This window comes from Psychromarinibacter sp. S121 (assembly GCF_049801035.1).
Classification (GTDB): domain Bacteria; phylum Pseudomonadota; class Alphaproteobacteria; order Rhodobacterales; family Rhodobacteraceae; genus Psychromarinibacter.
The window spans coordinates 1,621,374-1,645,877 of record NZ_JBNAGE010000001.1 but is presented as its reverse complement, the minus strand read 5'-3'; the positions used below and the strand labels follow the sequence as shown (position 1 = coordinate 1,645,877).

Sequence of the window (24,504 nt, the reverse complement as noted above, 5' to 3'; positions counted from 1 at the left end):
CGGAAAGTCGCTTTCTCCTGAGGGGCCTGCGGGGCTATTGCTAGCGCATGAGCTTGTTCCGGGGCAAATCCTACATGCCGCGCTCGTTGTACGGGCGGGCGGCGCTGATCCTGCTGGTGCCGATCATCACGCTGCAGCTGGTGGTGTCGGTCGTGTTCATCCAACGCCATTTCGAGGGCGTGACCGAGCAGATGACCCGCAACGTCGCGTTGGACCTGAGTTTCGTGCGCAGCGTGGTGGATGCGGCACCCGACCTTGCAGAGGCGCAGGCGCGGGCCAAGTCGCTTGGCGCGCCGCTGGCGCTGGAGTTTACGGTGCCCGCCACCGCGCCCGAGGGCGACGCGCGGCGGTTTTACGACTTCTCCGGTCTCGCGATGATCCGCACGCTCAGGTCCGAGATGGACGGCGTCGCGGCGGTGGACATGCAAAGCTCCAGCCGCCGGGCGGTGGCATGGCTGGACACTGTGCATGGCACGATGCGGGCCGAGTTCGACCGGCGGCGGGTGTCGGCCTCGAATCCGCACCAGTTGCTGGTGCTGATGCTGGTGACCGGCGCGCTGATGTCGGTCATCGCCTATGTCTTCCTGCGCAACCAGTTGCGCCCGATCGCGCGCCTTGCCGCCGCCGCTGCCGAGTTCGGGCGTGGACGGATGGTGCCCTATCGCCCCTCGGGCGCGAACGAGGTGCGCGCGGCGGGCAGCGCGTTCGTCGACATGCGGTCGCGGATCGAGCGCCAGATCGAGCAGCGGACGATGATGCTGTCGGGCGTCAGTCACGACATGCGCACCCCGCTGACCCGGCTGAAGCTGGGCCTGTCGATGCTGGAGGAAGAAGAAGAGGCCGAGGCGATGCTGCGCGATGTCGGCGACATGGAACGGCTGCTGGACGAGTTTCTTGCCTTCTCGCGCGAGGAATCGCTGGGCGAGCCGGTCGACAGCGACCCGGTGGCGCTGGTGCGCGAGGTGGCCGAGCGGGCGGGCGACAGCGTGACGCTGACCGAAGTGTCGGTAAGCGACGCGGTGGACGACCCCACGACCAAGCTGCGGCCCCACGCGATCACGCGGGCGCTGGAGAACCTCGTCGGCAACGCCCTGCGCTATGGCGAGACCTGCGAGATGCGGATCTCGGTCACCGAACGCGCGATCCGGATCTCGGTCGAGGATGACGGGCCGGGTATTCCCGAGGACCTGCGGGAAGAGGCGCTGAAGCCGTTCTCGCGGCTCGACAAGTCACGCAATCAGGACCGGGGGACCGGCGTGGGGCTAGGCCTTGCCATCGCGCAAGACATCGCGCGGCGCCACGGCGGCTCGTTGTTTCTTGGCGAAAGCGAGCGGCTGGGCGGGCTGAAGATCGACCTCGTGATGGCGCGCTAGGCGGTTTCTTCCGGGTTGTAGATCCGCGCCGGGCGGCGGTCGTCCGGGTCCAGCGACGGGATCGCGGACAGCAGACACTTGGTGTACTCGTGCTGCGGATCGGCGAAAAGCTGGCGGGTCGGGGCCTGTTCCATCATCTTGCCATGGTACATCACCGCGACGAAATCGCAGACATGGGCGACGACGCTCAGATCGTGGCTGATGAACAGGAACGTCAGATCAAGGTCGCGCTGCAACGATTTGAGAAGGTTCAGGATATCGGCCTGAATCGACACGTCCAGCGCCGCCACGGCCTCGTCCGCCACCACGAACTTCGGCCCCGTCACAAGCGCGCGGGCGATCGAGATACGCTGCCGCTGACCGCCCGAGAAGGCATGCGGATAGCGGCGCAGGTGTTCGAGGTTCAGGCGGCACTTGCCGGCGATCTCGCGGACGCGTTCATCGGTCTCGGCGCGGGACTTGGTCAGTCCCATCACCTCCAGCGGTTCGGCGATGATGTCGCGCACCGTCATCCGGGGCGACAGCGCGGCATATGGGTCCTGAAAGATCAGTTGCGCGCGGCGGCGGTACTCTTTCAGGTCGCGCGGCTTGATGTTGGCGACGTCGAAGGTGCGCTGGCCATCGTCATAGGTGATCGACCCGTGGGTGATCGGCGCGGCGCGCAGGATCGCGCGGCCCAGCGTGGTCTTGCCGGACCCGCTTTCGCCCACCAGCCCGACGAAGCTTCCCTTGGGGATATCGAGGTTGATGCCGTCGACTGCCTTCAGCACCGGAGGCTGGCCGATCAGGCGGCGGCCCAGCGGGAAGTGAATCGACAGGTCCTTGATGCGGATAAGGGGGCGGCTCATCGGACGGGCTCCTGAAGGGCGGGCACATCCTCGGGGAACAGCGCGGCGAAGTGACCGGGCGAGACCTCGGTCATCGGCGGCACCTCGCGTTCATAGCGCGACCCCGGCACGTGGTTCGGGTTGCGGGTGTGGAAGACACAGCCAGAGGGACGTTCCAGCGGGCTGGGAATGTCGCCCGGGATGGGTGTCAGCGGCGCGTCGAGATCGTCGAGTTTCGGCAGCGCGTTGATCAGGCCCTGCGTGTAGGGATGCGCCGGGCGGCGGATCACGTCGCGCACCGCGCCCGTCTCCATGATGCGGCCAAGGTACATCACCGCCACGCGGTCGGCGGTCTGGGCGATCACGCCAAGGTCGTGGGTGATGAACAGGATGCCCATGCCGAACTCGGACACGAGGTCTTTCATCAGGTCGATGATCTGCGCCTGAATGGTCACGTCCAGCGCCGTCGTGGGCTCGTCCGCGATCAGAAGCTTCGGCTTCGTGGACAGCGCCATCGCGATCATTGCCCGCTGCCGCATGCCGCCGGAGAACTCGAAGGCGTACTGGTCGAAGCGCTTGGCGGGTTCCTTGATCCCCACGCGGTCGAGCATCTCGATCGAGATCTCCTTCGCGCGCTTCTTGTTCATGTCGGTGTGCAGCAGAAGCTGTTCGACCATCTGGTCGCCGATGGTGATCGCGGGCGCGAAACTGGCCATCGGTTCCTGGAAGATCATCGAGATCGCGCCGCCGCGCACCGGCTTCATGTCGCGTTCGCGCTTGAGGCTGAGGATGTCCAGCGACGGCTCGCCGGGAACGTTCAGCGTGATGCGGCTGGCGTCGTCGTATTCGGCGTTGCCGCTGTTCAGGCGCATCAGCGACTTCGCGGTCACCGACTTGCCCGAGCCGCTTTCGCCGACCAGTCCCAGCACCTCGCCGGGGGCGATGTCGAAGGACACGTTCTCGACGGCGGTGATCAGGCCCTCGTCGGTGCGGAAGCGGATCGTCAGGTTGTCGACGTCGATCAGGGGCGCGCTCATTTCTTCTGCCCCGCGTACGGGTCCGCCGCGTCGCGCAGACCGTCTCCGACGAAGACGAAGGCCAGCACCAGCGCGATGAAGAAGAACACCGGAATGAAGTACCACTGATAGTTCAGCAGCACGTCCGCCGAGGTGGTGTTTTGCAGCATGACACCCAGCGAGTTGACGGGGTCCTTCAGGCCGAGGCCGATGAAGGACAGCGCGGTTTCGGAGAGCACGATGTAGGGAAAGGAAATCACGAGGTCGACGATGATGTAAGAGGTGAAGGACGGCAGCAGGTGCCGCCGGATGATGTGGCCCGCCGGTGCGCCGCACAGTTGCGAGGCCAGCACGTATTCCTGATTCCGCTCGACCAGCAGGTGCGTGCGGACGCGGCGGGCGAGGGTGGGCCAGTTGATGAACCCGATGATGATCGAGATGAAGAAGAACCGCATCTCTGATGACCATGTGTCGGGGATGAAGGCGGCGATGGCCATGAACAGCGGGATGATGGGAATGGTCCGGATCGCGTCGGTCACCATCTGGATGATACCGTCGGTCACCCCGCCGAAGTACCCCGCGACCCCGCCGATGATCAGTGCCAGCACGAACGAGATCAACACGCCCAGCGTGCCCACCGCCAGCGAGGTGTAGATCGCGTGCAGGGTTCGGCTGAAGATGTCCTTGCCGGTATCATCGGTGCCGAACAGGTGGATATAGCCCTCGTCGACGCCGAACAGATGCAGCGAGCCGGGGATGAAGCCGAACAGCTTGTAGTCATCGCCGGTCACGAAGAACTGCACATAGCGGCGGTCCTCGGTGTCGACCGTGGTGACAAGCCGCAGGTTCACCGGCGAGCGTTCCGTCTTGAAGCCATAGATGAAGGGCCGCGCCGAACATCCGTTGTGGTCGCAGAATTTCGGGATCTGCGGCGCGCCGTTCAGATAGTCCTTGTCGCGCCCCGCCACGGTCGGGTCGTAGGGCGACAGGAAGGGCGCGAACAGCCCCATGAGGATCAGCGCCACAAGGATCGTCGCGGCGACCATCGCGGTGCGGTTCTTCTTGAACCGCGCCCAGATCAGCTGGCGCTGGGTGGCGGTGAAATAGGCCTCTTTCGCGCGGCGCGCGACGGCGTCCTCGGTCTCGACGACGCTGACGGTGGGGCCCGTCGTTTCGGCGAGGTTCGGCTTGGTGGGGTCGATCTGGCTCATGCCGCGCCTCCCATCACCGATTTGCGGATGCGCGGGTCGATGAGCGCCAGCGCGATGTCGGTGATGAAGTTCACCGCGACGATGCTGGCGGTCAGCAGGAAGATGATCGCGCCGGCAAGCTGCTGGTCGTTCGACCGCGCCAGCGCCTCCAGCAGAAGCGCGCCCGCCTCGGTCAGCGTCAGGATCAGCGCGACGATGGGCAGTTCGTTGAAGATGCGGTTCAGGTCGAAGCCCAGCGAGTTGACGATCGGTCCCAGCGCGTGCCGGGCCGGATAGCGCCACAGCAGCCGCCGGCCGAAAAGGCCGCGCGCGCGCGCGGCGGTGACGTACAGCTTGGCCTGCTCGTCCAGCATAAGCGCCCGCACGGTCTGAAGCGCGAAGGCGGTGGCCGACCAGCCGAGGATGAACACCGGCAGCCACGCGCGGGACAGGAAGTCGCCGACACGGGCCCATGACCAGTCGGCATTGCGGTATTCGTTCGAGAACAGGCCGGTCATCGAGTCGCCGAAGACCACGGTCGAAACCAGCATGATGATCAGCGCCAGAAGGAAGTTCGGCATGGCGAGGCCGAGGTACGAGACAAAGCGCAGCGAGCCGTTCAGAAGCGCGCTGTTCGACGACGCCGATATGATGCCGACGGGTATCGCTATGAGATAGGCCAGGAACAGGGCGGTCAGACAGATGCCCAGCGATATCAGGAACTTGTCTCCGAGAAGGTCATTGATGTTCAGGCGCAGGATGCAGCTGTCGCCGAATTCGCCCTTGAGGAACACGTTGCCGACCCACGACCCCCAGCGCACGAGGAACGGGCGGTCGAGCCCAAGCCGGCGTTCCTCGGCCTCGATGTCGGCCACCGAGATGCCCGAGCCTTGGGTGTTCTTGAAGGCGAGATAGCGCTCGGCGCAGTTGCCTGGCACCAGTTCCATCAGCGTGAAGACGATCAGCGACACCATCAGCAGGGTGAAAAGCGCCATCGCCGCGCGCACTGTCGCGAATTGCAGGAATTGTAACATCCGTCCCCGTCGTGTTTTCCGACAATCCAACCCGGGAATCGTTCGGCCGGTCAAGAAGACGCCGGACAACTCTCGCTGCCCGGCGCCTTTTTTTCACTCAGGTGATGCGGATTGCATCACACCCGATCACTCGTCCAGCCACCACTGCGCGGGCAGGTACGGGAAGGTCCGGTAGTATTCGTAGGACTGGGTCTGGAACTCGGTGACGTTCTTCAGCGCGTTGCGGTGATAGATCACGTTCGGCGCCTGAACCGTGCCGATGAACAGCAGGTTCTTCGTCATCGTGTCCGCCATGCGCGCACCGATCTCGGCTTGCTCGTCCGTGCCCGGCTCGGCGCCCTGGAAGGCGGCGATGTCAGCCATCAGCGACTTCACGAACTCCGGCGGTTCCACGCCCGACGCGCCGTCGCTGTCGACCCACTCGGCCCACAGCATGCCGACGCGGTGCCCGAAGTAGTTCTCGAACGGCGGCACCCACAGTTCGTTGTTGCCCAGCACGATGGCGACCGGCTGGCCCTTTTCCCACATGCCGACATCCAGCGCGTTGGAGGACTGGGCCGAGCGGTACTCGTCCGGGGTGACTTCCTTCACGGTGGTCTGCACGCCCACGTCGGCCCAGTTCTGGGCGACCAGTTCGACGACTTCGCCGCCGATGCCCTGCGTGGCGAACTGCATGTTCAGCACGAAAGCGGACCCGTCGGGCAGTTCGCGGAAGCCGTCACCGTCGGTGTCGACCATGCCGATCTCGTCCAGCAGCGACTTGGCCATTTCGGGATCGTACTGCGCCATGTAAGAGGTCAGCTCCGGATCGACCCAGGCGGGGGTCGGCGAGAAGCCGATGTACTGCTTCGGCACACCCTGACCGAAGAAGGCGACCTCGTTCAGTTCGTCGCGGTTGATGGCGACGGACATCGCTTCGCGGAACTTGAGGTTGCCGAACAGCTCGCGCTTCGCCTCGTCGTCGCTGGTGACGTTGAACGAGAAGGCGGGCATCGCGATCGTCGGCTTCAGCTGGATCGTGTAGTCGCCCTTTTCGGCGCTATCCAGCAGCAGCGGGGCAGAGCCCAGCGTCAGCGACTGCGACTTGTAGTCCGCCTCGCCGTTGACCAGCTTCAGGATCCGAACCTCGTTGTCGTTGGCGTAAAGCTCGTCCTGACGCGAGATGTAGGGAAGCTGCTGGCCCGTGGTGTCGACCATGAAGAAGTACGGGTTCGCGACCAGCGTCCGGCCTTCGGTGGTGTCGCTGGTGTAGATATGGCTTTCCAGCGTCGGATAGGTCGCCTTGTCGAGGCAGGTCAGCTTGTCCGGGTTGTTCAGCATCGGGGTGGGCGTGTCCGTCCAGTCCGAGTTGCCGAAATACGCGGTGATGACTTCCAGCCCGGTCTCGAACCCGCATTCCTGCGCCAGCGCGTCTGCGTCGGCGTTGATGTCCGGGTGGTACTGGCCAAGGAAGTGCATCGGCAGGAAGCCCTGCGCGAAGCTGGTGGCGAAGTGCGCCAGAAGGCCGGGCTTCGGCGACGGCAGCTTGAAGACCACGGTCACGTCGTCCGGCGTCTCGACCGTCATCGGCTCGCCCGCGACGAGGACATAGTCCTTGGGCTGCTCGATGACTTTCGAGTCGAGCGAGATGTTGTCGTACCAGAACTTCACGTCCGCAGAGGTGAACGGCGCGCCGTCGGACCACTTGTGGCCCTCGCGCAGGGTGAAGGTCAGCTCGGTGAAGTCGTCGTTCCACGACCACGACTTCGCGACGTTCGGGACGATGGTGTTCAGGTCGTCGGAATAGCGCACGAGGTTGACGTGGCGCACGGACAGGAAGTCGGACGTGCCGGCCTCGGTCGCGTTCGACAGGGCGTGCAGCGTGCCGCCGTAGCTGCCGACGGTGTCGTAGGGCACGACGACCAGCGGATCGGCCGGCAGGCGCTCGGCCAGCGGCGGCAATTCGGGGTTGCCCTGGATCTCGCCGTTCAGCGCGTCGATCTCGGGGTTGGCGGACAATTCCATTTCGCAGCCGGCGGCCGCTTCGAATTCGGAAAGATCATATTGTTGCGGATAAGCGCCTGCGGCGACGCCCATCATGTCGCTCTGCGTCACGGCCGGGCAGGCGGCCCAGGCAGAGGTCGAGAGCAACAGCAAAGCTCCCGCGCTTAGCAGTCCCTGTTTCATAGTATTCCCCGTTGTTGGTTTTTTGGTATGCGGAGAAAGACTAGGCTTTGTTTCGCCCGTGTGACAACTGGCAACTTATCCACAGAGAATGCTGATAACGCTTGGAATTCCGAAACGTCCGGATGAATGCCGTTGGACGGCGCAGGGCTGCCCGAAAACTGGGCGGCATGCAGAAGCGGTATGACGGCCGAAGCGCCAGTTTCGCCGTGAACCCGGACACTTGGCGGGCGCGCAGAGGGGCGGGAACCGGATGCTGATCCATGTCGGAAAGAATCGCAGCGTCGCCATCGACCTGCGTCTGGCGGTCTGGCTGGCCCTTGTCGCGGGCGCGGTGAACGCGGCCGGGTTCCGCGCGCTCGGCTATTTTTCGGCCAACATGACCGGCAACGTATCGACTGCGTCGGACATGCTGGCGCTGGGTCGCTGGGGCTCGGCCCTGTGGTTCCTGTCACTTCTGGCCGCCTTCGTCGCGGGGGCGATGGTGTCTTCGATGCTGATCGACGCCGGGCGGGCGCGGCGGATCCACGGGGTCTATGCCTTCAGCATCGTGGCCGAAGCGGTCCTGCTGCTGATCCTCGCCGCGCTGGACCTAGCCTTTCCGGTCGCGGTCGGCGGACGGCTGATGATGGTCGGGCTGAGCTTTCTGATGGGACTGCAAAACGCGGCGACGACGCGGATCTCGGACGGCCGCGTCCGCACCAGTCACGTTTCGGGCATCGCGACCGACCTCGGGATCGAACTGGCCTCGGTGCTGCGCCGCAGCCGCTCGCCGGGCGCACGATCGGCCGCGATGCGGGCCCGCCTGACGCTGCATCTGGCCACGCTGGCCGCCTTCTTCGGAGGCGGCGTCGCCGGGGTGCTGGGCTACGAACGCATCGGTCCGTGGGTTTTCGTGCTGGTCGCCGGGGTGCTGCTGGCGCTGGCCGTGCCCGAATTGCGGCGCGCCTACGGGACCGAGACACGATGATCCCCCTTTCAACCGGCACCCGATTGCGGGATATCTCGCGGCCAAGGCGCCGAGTCGCGCCGCATCGGATGGGTCCAGGGCATTTGGCCGGATGGGTTTCGTTCTTTTCGTAAACGGGCTGGTGCTCGTCTTCTTCGCCTTCCTAATGCTGGTGGACGCGGTGCTGTTCGGGACCACGCGCGACGTGTTTCTCGAAGCCGCGACGCTGGCGGGCTTCGTGGGGGCCGGTCTGTGTCTGGCGAGCTGGAACCGGATCACCGGCCTGCGGCGGGTCCATGCCTTCATCATCACCTCAAGCGTCTGGATCATGGCCGCCGTCGCGGGCGCTTTGCCGCTGTATTTTTGGGACCTCACCGGTATCGACGCATTTTTCGAGTCGATGTCCGGGATCACCACCACCGGTTCGACCGTGATGTCCGGTCTCGACAGCACGCCGAGAGGGATCATCCTGTGGCGGGCCATGTTGCAGGCGGTGGGCGGCATCGGCTTCATCGTCACGGCGATCGCGATCCTGCCGATCCTGCGGGTCGGCGGAATGGAACTGTTTCGCACCGAAAGCTCGGAGAAGGGCGAGCGCGAGCTTCGGAACGCCACGCTGTTCGCAACCGCCACCCTGACCACGTACCTGGTGCTCATGGGCCTGTGCGCACTGGTCTACATCCTTGGTGGCATGGACCTTTTCGACGCCGTCACACATGCGATGACAACGCTGTCCACCGGCGGATACTCGGGCTACGACGCGTCCTTCGGACATTTCGACAGCGGGTTCCTGCAGTGGGCCGCGACGCTGTTCATGCTGCTCGGCGCCTTGCCCTTCGCGTGGTACATCCGCGTCGTCCACCGCGGCACCTTCCGCAGCGAGCAGGTGCAACTGATGATCGTCAGCCTTCTGCTGGTGATCCTGCCGCTGGCGCTGTGGGTCTCGACCGCCGACCACATCGCGCCGTGGGTTGCGCTGCGGCTGGTGGCGTTCAACGTCGTGTCGGTGGTGACGACGACGGGTTATGCGACCACGGACTATACGACGTGGGGGCCGGTCGCGGTTGCGGTGTTCTTCCTGCTGACGGCGGTCGGCGGCTGCACCGGCTCGACCGCGGGAGGCGCGAAGGCGATGCGCTGGATCCTTGTCGCGCGCTCGGTCCTTGTCCTGATCCGCCGCATCCATTTCCCGCATATCGTGGGTACCGTGCGCTACGAAGGCCGCCCGGTCGAGGACCGCGTCATCGGGTCCGTCGTGGCGTTCTTCATGTTCTTCGCGGTGACCTTCGGCGTTTTGTCCCTGGTCCTGGCCTACCTTGGTCTCGACCTCGCCACGGCCACCAGCGGCGCGCTCACGGCGCTTGCGAACGTCGGCCCCGGCGTCGGCCCGCTGATCGGCCCCGCCGGCAACTTCGCCAGCCTCAGCGACCCGGTGAAAGCGGTGCTGGCTGTGGGCATGTTCCTGGGCCGGCTGGAGATGATCACCGTCTTCGTCCTGCTGACGCCGCTGTTCTGGCGCGAGATGCTGTGACGGGTTTTTGGTAGGCCCGGAGGGACTTGAACCCCCAACCAAAGCGTTATGAGCGCTCTGCTCTAACCAATTGAGCTACAGGCCCGACCTGCATCGCTGATTAGCAGAGATCGGGCGGGGGTCAAGCTGGGCCGGGTCACGGGCGCGGGTGCTGCGGCCTTCGCGCCATGCGCAGGACGCGCCCGTCAAGGATCGCCAGCCCGGCGGCCAGCACGAGGAACCCGGCAAGCGCACGGCGCGGCAGGGTTTCGTCCAGCACCCACGCCCCCAGCAGGATGGCGACGGGCGGGATCAGCAGCGTCGTCAGCAGCAGGTTGCCGCTGCCCGCCATGGCGAGAACGCGGAAGTACAGAAGGTAGGCGAACGCGGTGCCGATCACCGCGGCATAGGCGAGCGCCGCGAAGGTTCTCGGGGCAAGGCTGGCCTGTGGCGCGCCGTCGAGCCAGAAGGCGGCGGGCACCGCGAACAGCGCGGCTCCGGTCAGCATCCCGGCCGCCGCGGTCAGGGGCGGAAGATGCGACAGGGTCTTGCGGCCCCAAGCGCCCGCCAGCGCGTAAGAGAACGCGCCGCCCAGCACCGCGATCTGGCCCAGCGAGCGCAGGTCGAACCGCAATAGCGCCTCGGGCCCGATCGCCAGCACAACGCCCGCGAAGCCGATGGCCACGCCTGCGACCCGGCGCGCGGTGAGCCGTTCATCGCGGAACACCGCCGCGGCGACCGCCACGCCGAACAGGGCGGTGGCGGCGTTCAGGATCGAGGTCAGTCCGCTTTCTATATGCAACTGCCCCCATGCCATCAGCGCATAGGGCAGGGCGTTGTTCAGGATGCCCATCATGAGGAACGCGCCCCACGTCCGCCAGCCTTTCGGGATCTCTAGTCCACGGACCAGAACGACGCCCCACAGGATCAAAGCCGCCCAGAACACGCGATGCGCCACGACGGTCGCGACCCCGATCTCGTCCAGCGCCACGCGCACCGACAGGAAAATGCCGCCCCAGATCAGGGCAAGAAGCGCCAGTTCGGCCCAGGCGCGCGGAGAGAGGGATTTCTGCGTCATACCCGCCACGTACCGCAGCGGGCAGGGGACGCGCGACCCGGATCGTGCGAATTGGGGATGGGGGCGTCAGAGGCGACCAAGCAGCCGCATCAGGATTCCCGCTTGATGGTCCTGACCTCCGAAGAAAACGGCCAGGATGCGTAGGACCTGTCGGGTGTCGTCGGTATCGAAGTAGAAGACGGCCCGGCCCTTGGTGACGTTGCGGATACCTGCTCCGAGATGCGGCAGCAAACTGCCTTGATGCGGCGCGTAGCCAAGCTCGCGCATTGCCTTCTGTATCTCGGTGATGCGGCGTACGGCGAGGTCGAATGCGTCCCCTTCGGACTCGCCGAAATCGCAAGCAGCCTCGAACAGGAAATCGAAGATCAGCTCGATATCTGCATCGACACCTTCGGCCAGAAGTACGTCATAGACCACGCTCGGCTCGTTTTCGGGCGATCATCTCCGCGGTGCGGGTTTCTGCTTCTGGTGCCGACGTGAACGCGCCCTGTCGCCGCTCGGCAAGAAGCTCGCGCAGCGCGTCCGTTGTCTGCGACTGGTCGCGCAGCAACTCGAGCCCCTGTTGAACGACGGCGCTCAGGCTTGAAAAACGGCCCTGCGCGACGAGTTCCCGCGCATAGGCGTCCTGTGCTTCAGTCAGAGATATCGATGCTTTGACGCTCATGGCGGGCCTCCGATGCTACTCAGTAGCATAATAAGCCGTGACACCCCCGGTCAACCGCCACAGCTTCCCGCTTGCAACGCAAAAGGGCCCCGCCAGCAGGCGGGGCCCCTTCCGCGATCCATCGGGTGGATCAGAAGCTGAAGCCGGCTTTCAGGCCGAAGGCGACGGCGGTGTTCTCGGTGAACTCGCCCGCGGGGGCGCCGCCCACCTGCGTGGTGCCGTCGCCGAACCAGACGTGCTGCAGACCGGCCTGAAGCTTGAAGTTGTCCTGGGTGTAGGTCACCGCCACGCCGACAGCGGTCCGGCCATCGGGCGGGAACAGGTTCGACTTGAAGCCGCCGGTGCCGGGCTCGTAGACACCGAAGCCGGACAGGGCCCAGTTCTCGGTCAGCTGACGTCCGACACCCAGCGTATAGGTGAAGGTATCGTCCTCGTAGGACACCAGCGACTGACCGCCGGTCAGGGTGCCGTAGTCGGCGGGCGAGATGTCGAACTCGGACCAGTCGACCCAGCGGACCTGGCCGAACACCAGCGTGCCGGGGGCGACACCGGTCTGGAAGTCGAGGTTGATCGCCTGCGGCGTGTTCACTTCCATGATTGACGTGTTGCCTGCGCCCAGCGGCGAGGTTTCGGTCGTCGGAAGATCGTGCGAGATGCTGGAGTGATAGGTCAGGGCCACACGCAGCGCGATCTCGGGCTTCTCGTAGGCGGCGCCGACAAGGTAGCCGAAGCTGTGATCGGTCTCGGTCGAGCCGGTCCAGCCTGCCACGAACGGGATGAATGCCTCGGCGTTCAGGCTTTGCTGGCGGATACCGGCGTAAGCGCTGATGTTGTCGGTGAACTTGTAGCGGCCGATGGCCGTCACCGCCGTCGAGCGCAGCGTCGCCATCGCACCGCCGGCGAAATAGCCGGTTCCGGTGGGATAGGCGATCTCGGCGCCATAGGGCCTGTCGAGGATAAGCGCGGTGTCGATCTTGTCGGTCAGCGCGAACTTCAGCGCGACGCCAACGTACTCCAACCCCTCGGCGAGATCGCCGGAAGAACTGCCCGTAAGTGCGGGCGGGATCGTCCCAACCTGCGTGCCGCTTACGCTGGGGTTAATCGAGCCAAAACTGAACTCGACATAGTTCCCCTGTTCAAACAGTGCGGCAATCGACTGGTTCGTCAGCTCGATGCCGCCCGCGTTCGCGACTGTACCGGCGGTCGCCAGAGTAATGGCGGTGCAGGTTAACTTGTTCATTTGATCCTCGTCCCTCGACCTTTTTCGGCTCGTCTAGTGAGTGAGGCTAGACGCGGCATTTTAGCGCGGTCAAATTGTGACGCCACGTCAGAGTGGTAACGCCCGTAAACTACTCGCCCAGCGTCACCGAAACGCCGCACTTAACGACGTTTGGCCGCCTCGCTGCGAATGTTCATCCAGTTCGCGGCAAGAATAAGGACGCCGCCGGCGATGACGCCCCAACTGAGGGGTTCGAGGTAAAAGATCATTCCCACCAGACCGATGATCGGCAGGCGGGCGAAGTCCATCGGCATCACGACCCCTGCCGGCGCGACCGACAGCGCCTTGGTAAGACAGAAATGCGCGGTCAGCCCGGCCATGCCCACCACCGCCAGCCACGGCAGCGATTGCGCCGTCGGCAGCGCCATCTCTCCGTCGATCCCGGCGCAGACAAGGCCGAAAACGCTTTGCATCACGGTCAGGTAGAACAGGATGCAGGTGATCGTTTCGGTCCGGGTCAGCAGGCGGGTGAACAGGGCCGAACCGGCAAAGCCGATGGCCGCCGCCGCCGCCATCGCCTGTCCGGCGCCAAGGGGCGGGCCCCCGAACGGCTGCGTGACGATCAGCACGCCTATGAACCCCAGCGCGGCGGCGATGACGCGAACGCGGGTCAGCATCTCGCCCAGCACCAGCGGCGCCAGCAGCGTGACCCAGAGCGGAGACGTGAATTCCAGCGCGATGACCTGAGCCAGCGGCGCCACGGTGATCGCGTAGAACCACAGGTTTTGCGCGGTGAAATGGCTGATGTTGCGAGCGAGGTGGACGTGCAGGCTGCGCCGGGTGACTTGCCGCAGGGTGCCGGCGATGCCGCCGACCGCAAGCACGATGAGCACGCCGAAGACCGACCGGTAGGCCATGATCTCGAACGTGTCGTGCTGTCCGGCGAGTTCGCGCCCGGCAATCGCCATAGACGTGAACGCGATGACCGCGCCGGTCATCCACGCCGCGGCGCGCAGCGGGTCGCTTTCGGGCACCGCGCGTACGGGCGCGACGGTGGCCGCCGCGGTTGCGGCGATGGTGGTGTTACGGGGCACGGACGTCCTCCCTCGCGCCGGGTGCCGGACAGGGGTAGGCCATCGCGCGGGGAAGGGAAAGGCCCGTCAGTTTGTTCCCGCATCAAGCGGAAGCCAGCAGCATCCCGACAGGAACCGCTGACCGCTTTCGGTCTGCAGCACCAGCGCGACGGTGTAGGGATAATCCCGGTCGCTCATCCCGTCGCTGCAGATTGCGGTCGACACGATGCTTAGCGTGCCAGAGCCCGCGCCCGCATGGCTGAGAGCAACCGGGAAGGTCGCGAACCCCTCGGCCACCGCCGCGCCGCCATATCCGAGGCTCAGCGCGGTGCCCATGACATCGGAATAGACCGCGCCGGTTTCGGCATAGCGGATCGACCAGAACGGCTCGGTCCCGCTGCATTGCAGGCCCGCGGGCAGGGCGGTGCCCGTCAGCGTAGGCAGGGCGGCTTCGGCAAGGAACCGGGTCGCGATCCAGCCGTTGCCCTCTTCCCAGACGATGCGGCCCCAATCGCCGCTGGCGTCGGTCGCGATCACCTCGATGCCCTTGGCGTCAAACGGCAGGTCGCCGATGTCGGCAGAGGCCGCGTCGGGCTCGGCGCGGACATTCAGCGTGTCATCCGAGGCGACGCCGGTGACGTCGTAGTAACCCGGATCGGCGAACGCGGCGGGGGCGAGGGCAAGCAGGGCGGCAATGGCGGCGACGGACTTCATGACGGGCTCCGTGGGGCTGGAAATATCGGTCCAGTCTAGCGGGCCGCAACCGTCCTGTCTTGGGGCTCAGCCGAAAACGCGGGTGTCGATGTAAAGGAAATCCGCCTTGCCGTCGGTGTGGATGCAGCGATAGCCGGCATCCGTAAGCCGCCCATGCGCCCGGTCGATCCGCGCGAAGGCGCGGCGGGTGGCGACGTTGAACTCGTCGTACTCGACGCACAGCTGGCGGGGCCGGATTCCATCGTACAGCATACGCTCGATCACCTCGACCTCGGCGCCCTCGATATCCAGCTTCAGCAGCGGCAAACCGTCTGCCGCGATGCCGTGGTCCGACAGGATGCGCGACAGCGGCACGGCGGGCACCTCGATATGGTCGGTGTCGTCGCGATAGGCATGCTGATAGTTCAGGATAGAGTGCGAGACGTTCGACGGATTGCGCGGACGGAAGAACCGCACGGTCGTCTCGTCATTCCACAGCGCGCGCTGGTCAAGTGTCAGCTGTTCGGCGGAAACCCCCGACAGATCGTAAGAGTCGACCGGCTGATCGCCGCCGCCGACATAGTCCGTGGTGCGGGGCTGGCCGATCCGACCCATGATCGCCCCGTGATGTGCGACCGCGCGCGGGGTCGGGTCGACGATGACCGAACGCGCGCCATAGCGGCGCACGAATTCCACGTCGAACGAGGCGTCCTCGCCCAGTCCGGCGCTGACGATGGTGGCGCCCTGAAGCGCCGGGTCGTTCACGAACGTCCAGCCGCCGTAGCCGGTGCCAAGGTGAACAAGGTCGTAGCCCTCGGCCGTCCCGATCTGTTGCAGCGGATGGGTCCGCTTGATCTGGGCGTCGAGCATGGTGGCCCATGCCCGCACTCGGTTCGCGATGCGCTGGATCATCGGCGGGACGTCATTCCCACTCGATGGTTCCCGGAGGTTTCGACGTGATGTCGTAGGTCACCCGGTTGATCCCGTTCACCTCGTTGATGATCCGGTTGGCGGTCTCGCCAAGGAACTCGTGGGTGAAGGGATAATAGTCGGCGGTCATCCCGTCGACCGAGGTGACGGCCCGCAGCGCGCAGGCATAGTCATAGGTGCGCCCGTCGCCCATCACGCCCACGGTCCGGACCGGCAGCAGCGCCACGAAGGCCTGCCAGATCTCGTCGTAAAGGCCGTGCTTGCGGATCTGGTCGATATAGACCGCGTCGGCCTTGCGCAGGATGTCCAGCTTGTCGCTGGTGATCTCGCCGGGGCAGCGGATTGCAAGGCCGGGGCCGGGGAAGGGATGTCGGCCGATGAACTTGTCGGGCAGGCCAAGCTCGCGGCCCAGCGCGCGGACCTCGTCCTTGAACAGGCCGCGCAGCGGTTCCACCAGCTTGAGGCCCATCTTTTCCGGCAATCCGCCGACGTTATGATGCGACTTGATGGTGACCGAGGGCCCGCCCGAGAAGGACACGCTTTCGATGACGTCCGGGTACAGCGTGCCCTGCGCCAGAAACTCGGCGCCGCCGATCTCGCTCGCGTGTTTCTGGAACACGTCGATGAACAGCCGGCCAATGGTTTTTCTTTTGACTTCCGGGTCGCTTACACCCTCAAGTTCACCCAGGAACAGGTCGGCCTCGTCGGCGTGGATCAGCGGGATGTTATAGTTGTCCCGGAACATACTGACGACTTCTTCGGCCTCGTCCTGGCGCATCAGGCCGTGGTCCACGAACACGCAGGTCAGCTGGTCGCCGATCGCCTCGTGGATCAGCACCGCCGCGACCGAGCTGTCGACGCCGCCGGACAGGCCGCAGATCACCTTGCCGTCGCCGACCTGGTGACGGATCTTGGCGATTGCTTCCGCCTTGTAGGCGCCCATCGTCCAGTCGCCCGAGAAGCCGGCGAGACGGGTGAAGTTCTGCAGGATCAGCCGCCCGTTCGGGGTGTGATGCACCTCGGGGTGGAACTGCACCGCGAAGAAGCGGCGCGCCTCGTCACAGACGATGGCATAGGGCGCGTTGGGCGAGGTGCCGATGACCTCGAAGCCCGGGGCCAGCGCCGTCACGCGGTCGCCGTGGCTCATCCAGACCTCTTCCTTGCCGTGGGTGAACAGCCCGCGGAAGATGCGATCAGAGGTGTGCGCGCCGGTCGGTCCGACATAGGCGCGGCCGAATTCGCGGTGGTGGCCCGATTCGACGCGGCCGCCCAGCTGCTGCATCATCGCCTGCTGGCCATAGCAGATCCCGAGCACGGGCACGCCCATCTCGTAGACCTTCATCGGCGGCAATGGCGCGTCCTCGTCCGTGACGCTGCACGGACCGCCGGACAGGATGATGGCGAGCGGGCTGAATTCCTCCAGAAAAGCCGCGTCGACGGTCTGGAAGGGGTGGATTTCGCAGTAGACATTCGCCTCGCGAAGGCGGCGCGCGATCAGCTGCGTCACCTGGCTGCCGAAGTCGATGATCAGAAGGCGTTCGTGGGAAGCTGTCATGGCATGCCAATAGGCATTGCCGGGAGCGGGCGCAAGAGTGTCCGACACGCCGTTTCGCGACCCCGTATGTCGCTTTCACGACTATTCCGACGCAAACCGCCATTGGCACCGCCGCAGGGGGCGGTATGACCGGACCAATTCGGTACAGGAGGACGACGATGTCAGAGGCAGGCACACGCCGCAGGGCGCGGGGAGGCGGCGGCGCCGCGCGGCGGGCAGAACGCACCAGCGTCCGCATCGAGGCCGCCCGCTTCATCGAGCGCAACATCCCCAACTTCGAGATCCTCAACGAAGAAGCGCTCCAGATCATCGAAACCAACGCCGAGACGGTGCTGGAAGAGATCGGTGTGAACTTCGTCGAGAACCCGGCCGCTCTGGACCTGTGGCGCGAGGCCGGGGCCGATGTTCAGGGCGAGCGGGTCCATATCCCGCGCGGGCTGGCGCGCCAGCTGTGCGCGACCGCGCCCGGCAGCTTCACCCAGCACGCGCGCAATCCCGACCGCAACGTCGAGATCGGCGGCAACAGCCTTGTGCTTGCGCCGGTCTACGGCCCGCCCTTCGTTCGCGACCTCGAAGGCAACCGCCGCTATGCCACGCTGTCGGATTTCCACGACCTCGTGAAACTGGGCTATATGTCGAAATGGCTGCACCACTCGGGCGGCACAGTGTGCGAGCCGACCGACGTCGCGGTGAACAAGCGCCACTTCGACATGCTGCTGGCGCACATGACGCTGTCGGACAAGCCCTTCATGGGGTCCGTCACCGAACCCAGCCGGGCGCAGGATTCGGTGGACATGTGCGAGATCCTGTTCGGCAAGGACTTCGTCCAGCAGAACACGGTGATGACCTCGCTGATCAACATCAACTCGCCGCTGACCTTCGACGCGACGATGATGGGTGCGCTGGAAGTCTATGCCGCCAACAACCAGGCCTGCATCGTCTCGCCCTTCATCGTGGGCGGCGCGATGGCGCCGGTCTCGGTCGCGGGCACGCTGACGCAGGTGCTGGCCGAGGGGCTGGCAGGCATCGCGTACTCGCAGCTGGTTCGCAAAGGCGCGCCGGTGATCATGGGCGCTTTCGTGACCTCGATCGACATGAACTCGGGCGCGCCGACCTTCGGCACCCCGGAAGCGTCGCAGATCACCTACGGCGTCGGTCAACTGGCGCGGCGCCTGGGGCTGCCGTATCGCTCGGCCGGGGGCTTTTGCGGCTCGAAACTGCCGGACGCGCAGGCGGCTTACGAATCCGCGAACTCGCTGAACGTGGGTCTGATGTCGGGCGTGAACTTCATGCTGCACGCCTGCGGCTGGCTGGAGGGCGGGCTGGTGTCCGACATCCGCAAGTTCGTGATGGATGCCGACCAGCTTGGCGTGCTGCACGGGCTGGCCAAGGGCGTGACGGTCGACGAGAACGCGCAGGCGATGGACGCGATCCGCGAAGTGGGGCCGGGCGGTCACTATCTTGGGTGCGCCCACACGCAGGCGAACTTCAAGACTGCCTTCTGGCGCAGCGAATTGCTGGACTACAAGCCGTTCGAGACCTGGGCCGAGGAAGGCGCGCGCGACACGCTGGCGCTGGCGACGGAACGGGCGCGGAAGCTGCTGAACGACTACCAGCAGCCGCAGATGGATCCCGCCGTGTCCGAGGCGCTGGCCGCCTATGTGGCCGAGCGCAAGGCGTCGATGCCCGACAGCTTTACCTGATCACGGCGGAACGGGGGATGTCCGGCACCGGACGCTCCCGTTCGTCGGCCGCGTCGCGCGCGGCCTCGGCGGTCAGCAGGCGCGTTTCGCCGATCAGCGCGGTCAGCGCCTCGATATGGCGGGGCGCGGAATAAGAGGCGTCGCCGGACCGCCGGGCGTCGTCCATCATCTCTTCCAGCGCCAACAGCGCGGGAACCGTCCGGCGGGGCAGCGGCGCGGCGATCGTTCCGATGACCCGGCGCAACACCCGCTCACGGTTGTATTCCCCCAGCGCGTACCGGACCGCCGAAAGCAGCAGCCGCGGTCGCCGCAGCCCGTTCACCACGTCCTGATAGCGTGTCATGGCCGTTCTCCACTGTTTCCATCGTGATGGCGGACAGCATGACCGACCCGCGTAAGGTGTTGCGTCTCTGGGTTTCGGTCCTCGGCGTTAGGTAAATGTTCACAAATTGGGGACAGTTTTTACGTCCTGTTGATAAAATTAACCAATTGGAAACTAATTCCACCACAAGTTGTTAGTGCTTTTGCGCTGGAGGGGTGCGCGGGGGACGCGCGGTTCTCTTTTGCAAGGCGTCAGGAAACCACCGTCAGGGGCATCGAACACGATGACCGGAAACAGAGGAACCGCATCCGGGAACCCGTTCCCGGACTGGCTGCCGATCCATGTGCGCCACTACCTCGTGCATACGGAATGCGGACAGTCGATCAGGGCGCTGGCGCGGCTTGCGGGCTGCCATGCGTCCACCGTGATGCGCCAGGTCAGGCGCAACGAAGGCCGACGCGACGACCCTGTGGTCGACAGGGCATTCACAAGGCTGGCGGCCGACGCCCGGTCGCAGCCCCACCTTTCATGCAAGGAAAGCCGGAAGATGAAGATGGACAGCCGCATCAGGAACGGGGCATGGCCCGACGAGGAGAAGGTCAACAGCGAAGCCCGGCGGATCCTGCGCCGCCTGTCGGAACCCGATGCGGTTCTGGCGCTGGCGCCGGGGATGGAGAAGGCGGTCGTGGTCCGCGAACTGTCGGACGGACGCAGCGTCCGGACCGCGGTGCTGGACACCGGCATCGCCGAGGCTTTCGTGCTGAAGGACTGGATCGAGGGCAAATCGAAGGGCCGCGTGTCCCGCTACCGGATCACGCCCGCGGGCCGCTCGGCGTTGAAGCGCCTGCTGGCGGAACACGAAGGCCAAGGCGGCTTTGCCGAGGCGCCCTCGGTCTTCGGAGAGCAACACCGGGACTATGCCGACGGAGCGAACGGGCAGGGAGAGCCCGAGGAGCAGGGCGCGCGCAAAAGCAGGCGCGTGCGGTACAACGCCAACGAAAGCCCGCTGGTGGCTCTGGCGCGGCGCCGGGACAAGGACGGCCAGCCGTTTTTGGAACCGGATCTGGTCACCGCCGGAGAACGGCTGCGCGAGGATTTCGAACTGGCGCAGCTTGGACCGCGTGTCGCGCAGAACTGGGAACGGTTCCTGACCGGCGCGGACCGGGGCGGCTTCGGGGCGGGTGGCTGCGGCAACGGTTCGGACCGCGCCCGAGACCGGGTGTCGGCGGCGCTGAAGGAACTTGGGCCGGGGCTGGGCGACGTGGCGCTGCGGTGCTGCTGTTTTCTCGAAGGGATGGAACAGGCCGAAAAGCGCATGGGCTGGTCGGCGCGGTCAGGGAAGATCGTCCTGAAGATCGCGCTGCAAAGGCTGAAGCGGCATTATGAAACGCTGGGCGCGGAGGCGCAGATGATCGGCTAGCCCGACCGTTTCGACGCTCGCAAAAAGGGCGCCCGTGGGGACGGGCGCCCTTTGCGTTTCACGAAGCCGCGCTGTGGCGGGCAGAGGTTACTCAGCCGCCTGCTGCGGCGTCTTCTCGGTCACCGGCACGGCGTTGGCGTCGTACTTGTCGGGGTCCGCCGCTTTCACCGCATCGCGCACGCCCCTGCCGTAGTCCGGGTGGACCTGATCGAACAGCTTGCATTGACGCTCGATGATCTCGGCCGGAACACCGCCCATGGCCGCGGCCACGTTCGAATAAAGACGCTGTTTCTCGCCATCGTCGAAGATGTTGAACAGCGCCGTCACCTGCGTGAAGTCGTCATGCCCGGTGCGGTGGTCGTAGCGGTCCGCGTCTCCCGAGATCTTCAGCGGCGGTTCCTTCGCCTCGGGAACCTCGACCGGCGCGCCGTCGACCGAGTTCGGCTCGTAATAGGCGTCGGGGGTGCCGGTCTGAAGACCTGCGTAGTTCATCGCACCATCCTTGTGATAGTGATGCGCCGGACAGCGCGGCTGGTTCACCGGCATCTGCTCGTAATGCGTCCCAAGGCGATAGCGGTGCGCGTCGGCGTAAGAGAAGATCCGCGCCTGCAGCATCTTGTCCGGCGACCACGAGATGCCGGGCACTACGTTCGACGGGCTGAAGGCGGCGTACTCGATTTCCTGGAAATAGTTCTCGGGGTTCCGGTTCAGCTCCAGCACACCGATGTCGATCGGCGGATAGTCCGCGTGCGGCCAGACCTTCGTCAGGTCGAACGGGTTGTAATCCGTCTTCTCGGCGTCGGTCTCGGGCATGATCTGGACCTGCACCTTCCAGCGCGGGAAATCGCCTTCGTCGATCGCGGTGTAAAGCCGCTCCTGATAGCCCTCGCGGGTCTTGCCCACGACCTTCTCGGCGTCCTCGTTGGTGTAGAAGTCGTGGCCCTGCTCGGTCTTAAAGTGGAACTTGACCCAGAAGCGTTCGCCTTCGGCGTTCCAGAACGAGAAAGTGTGCGAACCGTAGCCGTTCATGTGCATCGGCGACTGCGGCAGCCCGCGGTCCGACATCAGGATGGTGACCTGATGCAGCGATTCCGGCGATAGCGACCAGAAGTCCCACATCGCGGTGGGCGAGCGCAGGTTGGTCTTCGGGTGCCGCTTCTGCGTGTGGATGAAGTCGGGGAACTTGTAGGGATCGCGGACGAAGAACACGGGCGTGTTGTTGCCCACGAGGTCCCAGTTGCCGTCCTCGGTATAGAACTTCAGCGAGAAGCCCCGCACGTCGCGTTCATGGTCGGCGGCGCCGGCCTCGCCCGCAACCGTCGAGAAGCGGGCAAGCATCGGGGTCTCGGCGCCCGGCTGCAGCGCCTTGGCGATGGTGTATTTCGAGATGTCGCCGGTGATTTTCAGGACGCCGTGCGCGCCCCAGCCCTTGGCGTGGACGGTACGCTCGGGGATGCGCTCGCGGTTCTGGTGAGCGAGCTTTTCGATCAGTTGGTAGTCCTGCATCAGAACCGGGCCGCGCGGACCGGCGGTGATACTGTCCTGGTTGCTGGGAACCGGGGCGCCTGCGGTGGTGGTGAGTTTTCTGGACATGGGTGTCCTCCGAAGCTGGATAATGTCTGGCTTTCGGAGGAGGTAGCGCGGCGCATGGCGGCGTCGAGACAAAGTGCGATTTCAAAGGGTTATGAAAGGGATAGGGTGGGGTTATGGGTGGTTGATGGCAGAGCGCGATGTAGGCCCGTCCGGCGCGTTGGGGCGACTTTGTTGGGATGGGTTGGGATGGGGTAAAACCCCATCCTACAAGCTTGATCAGGGCTTGGCGTAGGATGGGGTTTCACCCCATCGACCCAAACCCGGCCCGGCATCACGTCGGACGGGGTTTCACCCCATCCGCCCAAAAACCCAACAAAAAACCCGGCAATCCCATCGGACTGCCGGGCCGGTATCTCATCTCTCGCGGGACGCGCGCCCCTCACCGGGTCACGCGGCCGCGGTGGCCTTCGCTTCTTCGAGGTATTTCATCACGGTCTCGGGGCTCGACTCGCCATACGGGTCTTCGCCGTGGTTGTCGCACAGGCCCGGCTCTTCGAACCACGCTTCGATCACGCCGTCATTCACGACGGCCGCGTAGCGCCACGAGCGCATGCCGAAGCCAAGGTTGTCCTTCGCGACCAGCATGCCCATGCGGCGGGTGAACTCGCCCGAGCCGTCCGGGATGACCTTCACGTTCTCGATGCCCTGGGCTTTGGCCCACTGGTTCATCACGAAGCTGTCGTTGACCGACATGCAGTAGATCTCGTCGATGCCGAGATCCTTGAAGGTGGCGAAGTTGTTCTCGAACCCCGGCAGCTGGTAGGTCGAGCAGGTCGGCGTGAAGGCACCCGGCAGCGAGAACAGCACGACGCGCTTGCCTTTGAAGTAGTCGTCGGTGGTCATGTCCTGCCAGCGGAACGGGTTCGGGCCGCCAACGGCCTCGTCGCGAACGCGGGTGCGGAAGGTGATCTTGGGAAGGGTCTGACCGGCTTTCATGCGCTGGGTCCTCGTCTGTCGTGATGCTGCATCTGCGAAATGTCTTATCGGTCGGGATTGTGCAGCTGCAACACGACCTTGGCGATTTGGCACGGTTCGATTTGCATAGCCGCCATGCGCCTGTCGGAAAGCGACGCATTGGCTGTTGGGATTTCCGTTGGAAATGCATTACATAGCTATCCAGCGAGGAGGTCCCATGCGTGATCTGAAGATTCCCGATCAGCGCCACCCGGAAAAGGCGCACCGCCCGGATAACGCCCAGCCGAAGAAACCCGACTGGATCCGCGTCAAGGCACCCGTCAGCGCGGGCTACAAGGAAACGCGCGACATCATGCGCGAGCACAAGCTGACGACCGTCTGCGAGGAAGCGGGCTGTCCGAACGTCGGCGAGTGCTGGAGCCAGGGCCACGCGACCATGATGATCATGGGCGAGGTCTGCACCCGCGCCTGTTCGTTCTGCAACATCGCCACGGGCAAACCGCCCGAGGCGCTGGACGTGTTCGAGCCGGGCCGCGTCGCCGACGCCGTGTCGAAGCTGGGGTTGAACCACGTCGTGATCACCTCGGTGGACCGCGACGACGTCGAGGACGGCGGGGCCGAGCATTTCGCGATGACCATCCGCGCCATCCGCAAGCGCGCGCCGGACACCACGATCGAGATCCTGACGCCGGACTTCCTGAAGTCGAAGCCGGGTTCGCTGGAAGTGGTGGTCGAGGCGCGGCCCGATGTGTTCAACCACAACCTCGAAACCGTGCCGGGCCTGTACCCCGAGGTGCGGCCGGGTGCGCGGTACTTCCACTCGCTGCGGCTGCTGCAGCGCGTGAAGGAACTCGACCCGTCGATGTTCACCAAGTCGGGTATCATGGTGGGTCTGGGCGAGGACCGTCAGGCGGTGCTTCAGGTCATGGACGACATGCGCGCCGCCGACATCGATTTCCTGACCATCGGCCAGTACCTGCAGCCGACGCCAAAGCACCACCGCGTCGACCGCTTCGTCACCCCCGAGGAATTCGCGGGCTACGAGAAGTCGGCCTATGGCAAGGGCTTCCTGATGGTTTCAGCCACGCCGCTGACCCGGTCGAGCTACCACGCCGGGGATGATTTCGCCCGCTTGCGCGATGCCCGGCAACGGAAGCTCGGGCTGGCGTGATGCGGGGCGGGGTGAGAACCCCGTCGTGCGGTCGGTTCGTGCGGTTAATTGCGGGTAAGGATGGGGTGAAACCCCATCGAACGGGCGGTTGGTGCGGTTAGTTGCG

The 24,504-nt window shown here is 65.2% G+C and carries 22 protein-coding genes and 1 tRNA gene; 6 read left to right on the top strand and 17 right to left on the bottom strand.

From position 1 onward, the window contains the following. Window positions 1–47: 47 nt before the first annotated feature. Window positions 48–1,373: an ATP-binding protein gene (locus ACP156_RS07990; protein WP_425050744.1), complete on the top strand. Its 1,326-nt coding sequence runs from the start codon at window positions 48–50 to the stop codon at window positions 1,371–1,373. Here ACP156_RS07990 and ACP156_RS07985 read toward each other — a convergent pair. From ACP156_RS07985 to ACP156_RS07965, 5 genes are all read right to left on the bottom strand, one after another. Continuing rightward, the gene (locus tag ACP156_RS07985) at window positions 1,370–2,221 is read right to left on the bottom strand and encodes an ATP-binding cassette domain-containing protein (RefSeq protein ID WP_425050743.1); all 852 of its coding nucleotides are present in this window, start codon (window positions 2,219–2,221) and stop codon (window positions 1,370–1,372) included. The genes ACP156_RS07990 and ACP156_RS07985 overlap by 4 nt on opposite strands. Continuing rightward, window positions 2,218–3,237, bottom strand: coding sequence for an ABC transporter ATP-binding protein (locus ACP156_RS07980; RefSeq protein ID WP_425050741.1), 1,020 nt, complete (start codon window positions 3,235–3,237; stop codon window positions 2,218–2,220). The genes ACP156_RS07985 and ACP156_RS07980 overlap by 4 nt, the downstream gene beginning before the upstream one ends. Next, window positions 3,234–4,427 carry an ABC transporter permease gene (locus ACP156_RS07975; protein ID WP_425050740.1) on the bottom strand — a complete coding sequence of 398 codons (1,194 nt, stop codon included), beginning with the start codon at window positions 4,425–4,427 and terminating at the stop codon, window positions 3,234–3,236. The genes ACP156_RS07980 and ACP156_RS07975 overlap by 4 nt, the downstream gene beginning before the upstream one ends. After that, window positions 4,424–5,440, bottom strand: a complete 1,017-nt coding sequence (locus ACP156_RS07970; RefSeq protein WP_425050739.1) for an ABC transporter permease — start codon at window positions 5,438–5,440, stop codon at window positions 4,424–4,426. The genes ACP156_RS07975 and ACP156_RS07970 overlap by 4 nt, the downstream gene beginning before the upstream one ends. A 126-nt stretch (window positions 5,441–5,566) precedes the next feature. Then, complete coding sequence (locus ACP156_RS07965) at window positions 5,567–7,606, bottom strand: ABC transporter substrate-binding protein (RefSeq protein WP_425050738.1); 2,040 nt, start codon at window positions 7,604–7,606, stop codon at window positions 5,567–5,569. Between the two features lie 250 nt (window positions 7,607–7,856). On the opposite strand from ACP156_RS07965, the gene ACP156_RS07960 reads away from it, so the two are divergent. Together ACP156_RS07960 and ACP156_RS07955 are read left to right on the top strand one after the other, a co-directional pair. Further along, window positions 7,857–8,573 (top strand): YoaK family protein, encoded by a 717-nt coding sequence (locus tag ACP156_RS07960; RefSeq protein ID WP_425050737.1) that lies wholly within the window; start codon window positions 7,857–7,859, stop codon window positions 8,571–8,573. Window positions 8,574–8,664: 91 nt separating this feature from the next. Next, window positions 8,665–10,083, top strand: coding sequence for a TrkH family potassium uptake protein (locus ACP156_RS07955; protein ID WP_425050736.1), 1,419 nt, complete (start codon window positions 8,665–8,667; stop codon window positions 10,081–10,083). Window positions 10,084–10,091: 8 nt separating this feature from the next. Here ACP156_RS07955 and ACP156_RS07950 read toward each other — a convergent pair. The 9 genes from ACP156_RS07950 to guaA form a co-directional block, all read right to left on the bottom strand. After that, window positions 10,092–10,168, bottom strand: a tRNA-Ile gene (locus ACP156_RS07950). A gap of 51 nt (window positions 10,169–10,219) precedes the next feature. Then, the gene (locus ACP156_RS07945) at window positions 10,220–11,140 is read right to left on the bottom strand and encodes a DMT family transporter (protein WP_425050735.1); all 921 of its coding nucleotides are present in this window, start codon (window positions 11,138–11,140) and stop codon (window positions 10,220–10,222) included. Between the two features lie 66 nt (window positions 11,141–11,206). Continuing rightward, window positions 11,207–11,557 (bottom strand): type II toxin-antitoxin system RelE/ParE family toxin, encoded by a 351-nt coding sequence (locus ACP156_RS07940; RefSeq protein ID WP_425050734.1) that lies wholly within the window; start codon window positions 11,555–11,557, stop codon window positions 11,207–11,209. Continuing rightward, complete coding sequence (locus tag ACP156_RS07935) at window positions 11,547–11,804, bottom strand: type II toxin-antitoxin system ParD family antitoxin (protein ID WP_425050733.1); 258 nt, start codon at window positions 11,802–11,804, stop codon at window positions 11,547–11,549. Before ACP156_RS07935 ends, ACP156_RS07940 begins: the two co-directional genes overlap by 11 nt. Before the next feature lie 130 nt (window positions 11,805–11,934). Continuing rightward, window positions 11,935–13,044 carry an OmpP1/FadL family transporter gene (locus tag ACP156_RS07930; protein ID WP_425050731.1) on the bottom strand — a complete coding sequence of 370 codons (1,110 nt, stop codon included), beginning with the start codon at window positions 13,042–13,044 and terminating at the stop codon, window positions 11,935–11,937. Window positions 13,045–13,184: 140 nt separating this feature from the next. Next, the gene (locus tag ACP156_RS07925) at window positions 13,185–14,117 is read right to left on the bottom strand and encodes a DMT family transporter (protein ID WP_425050730.1); all 933 of its coding nucleotides are present in this window, start codon (window positions 14,115–14,117) and stop codon (window positions 13,185–13,187) included. 66 nt (window positions 14,118–14,183) lie between these two features. Beyond that, window positions 14,184–14,810 carry a peptide-binding protein gene (locus ACP156_RS07920; protein WP_425050729.1) on the bottom strand — a complete coding sequence of 209 codons (627 nt, stop codon included), beginning with the start codon at window positions 14,808–14,810 and terminating at the stop codon, window positions 14,184–14,186. A 66-nt stretch (window positions 14,811–14,876) separates the two neighbouring features. After that, window positions 14,877–15,701, bottom strand: a complete 825-nt coding sequence (locus ACP156_RS07915; RefSeq protein ID WP_425050728.1) for an FkbM family methyltransferase — start codon at window positions 15,699–15,701, stop codon at window positions 14,877–14,879. Between the two features lie 10 nt (window positions 15,702–15,711). Then, window positions 15,712–17,274, bottom strand: a complete 1,563-nt coding sequence (gene guaA, locus ACP156_RS07910) for a glutamine-hydrolyzing GMP synthase (RefSeq protein WP_425050727.1) — start codon at window positions 17,272–17,274, stop codon at window positions 15,712–15,714. Between the two features lie 158 nt (window positions 17,275–17,432). On the opposite strand from guaA, the gene ACP156_RS07905 reads away from it, so the two are divergent. Next, entirely contained in the window at window positions 17,433–18,977 is a 1,545-nt protein-coding gene (locus ACP156_RS07905; RefSeq protein ID WP_425050726.1) for a trimethylamine methyltransferase family protein, read from the top strand. Here the strand turns inward: ACP156_RS07905 and ACP156_RS07900 are convergent. Beyond that, on the bottom strand, window positions 18,970–19,320 hold the full coding sequence (locus ACP156_RS07900) for a DUF6477 family protein (RefSeq protein WP_425050725.1): 351 nt from the start codon (window positions 19,318–19,320) through the stop codon (window positions 18,970–18,972). The genes ACP156_RS07905 and ACP156_RS07900 overlap by 8 nt on opposite strands. Window positions 19,321–19,582: 262 nt before the next feature. On the opposite strand from ACP156_RS07900, the gene ACP156_RS07895 reads away from it, so the two are divergent. Next, complete coding sequence (locus ACP156_RS07895; RefSeq protein ID WP_425050724.1) at window positions 19,583–20,719, top strand: DUF6456 domain-containing protein; 1,137 nt, start codon at window positions 19,583–19,585, stop codon at window positions 20,717–20,719. 87 nt (window positions 20,720–20,806) lie between these two features. On the opposite strand, the gene ACP156_RS07890 is transcribed toward ACP156_RS07895, so the two are convergent. After that, a complete protein-coding gene (locus ACP156_RS07890) occupies window positions 20,807–22,312 on the bottom strand; it encodes a catalase (protein ID WP_425050723.1) in 1,506 nt (501 codons plus the stop codon). Window positions 22,313–22,699: 387 nt separating this feature from the next. Then, entirely contained in the window at window positions 22,700–23,248 is a 549-nt protein-coding gene (locus ACP156_RS07885; RefSeq protein ID WP_425050722.1) for a peroxiredoxin, read from the bottom strand. Between the two features lie 196 nt (window positions 23,249–23,444). Between ACP156_RS07885 and lipA the strand changes: the two genes are divergently transcribed. After that, window positions 23,445–24,398 carry a lipoyl synthase gene (gene lipA / locus ACP156_RS07880; protein ID WP_425050721.1) on the top strand — a complete coding sequence of 318 codons (954 nt, stop codon included), beginning with the start codon at window positions 23,445–23,447 and terminating at the stop codon, window positions 24,396–24,398. Window positions 24,399–24,504 lie beyond the last annotated feature (106 nt).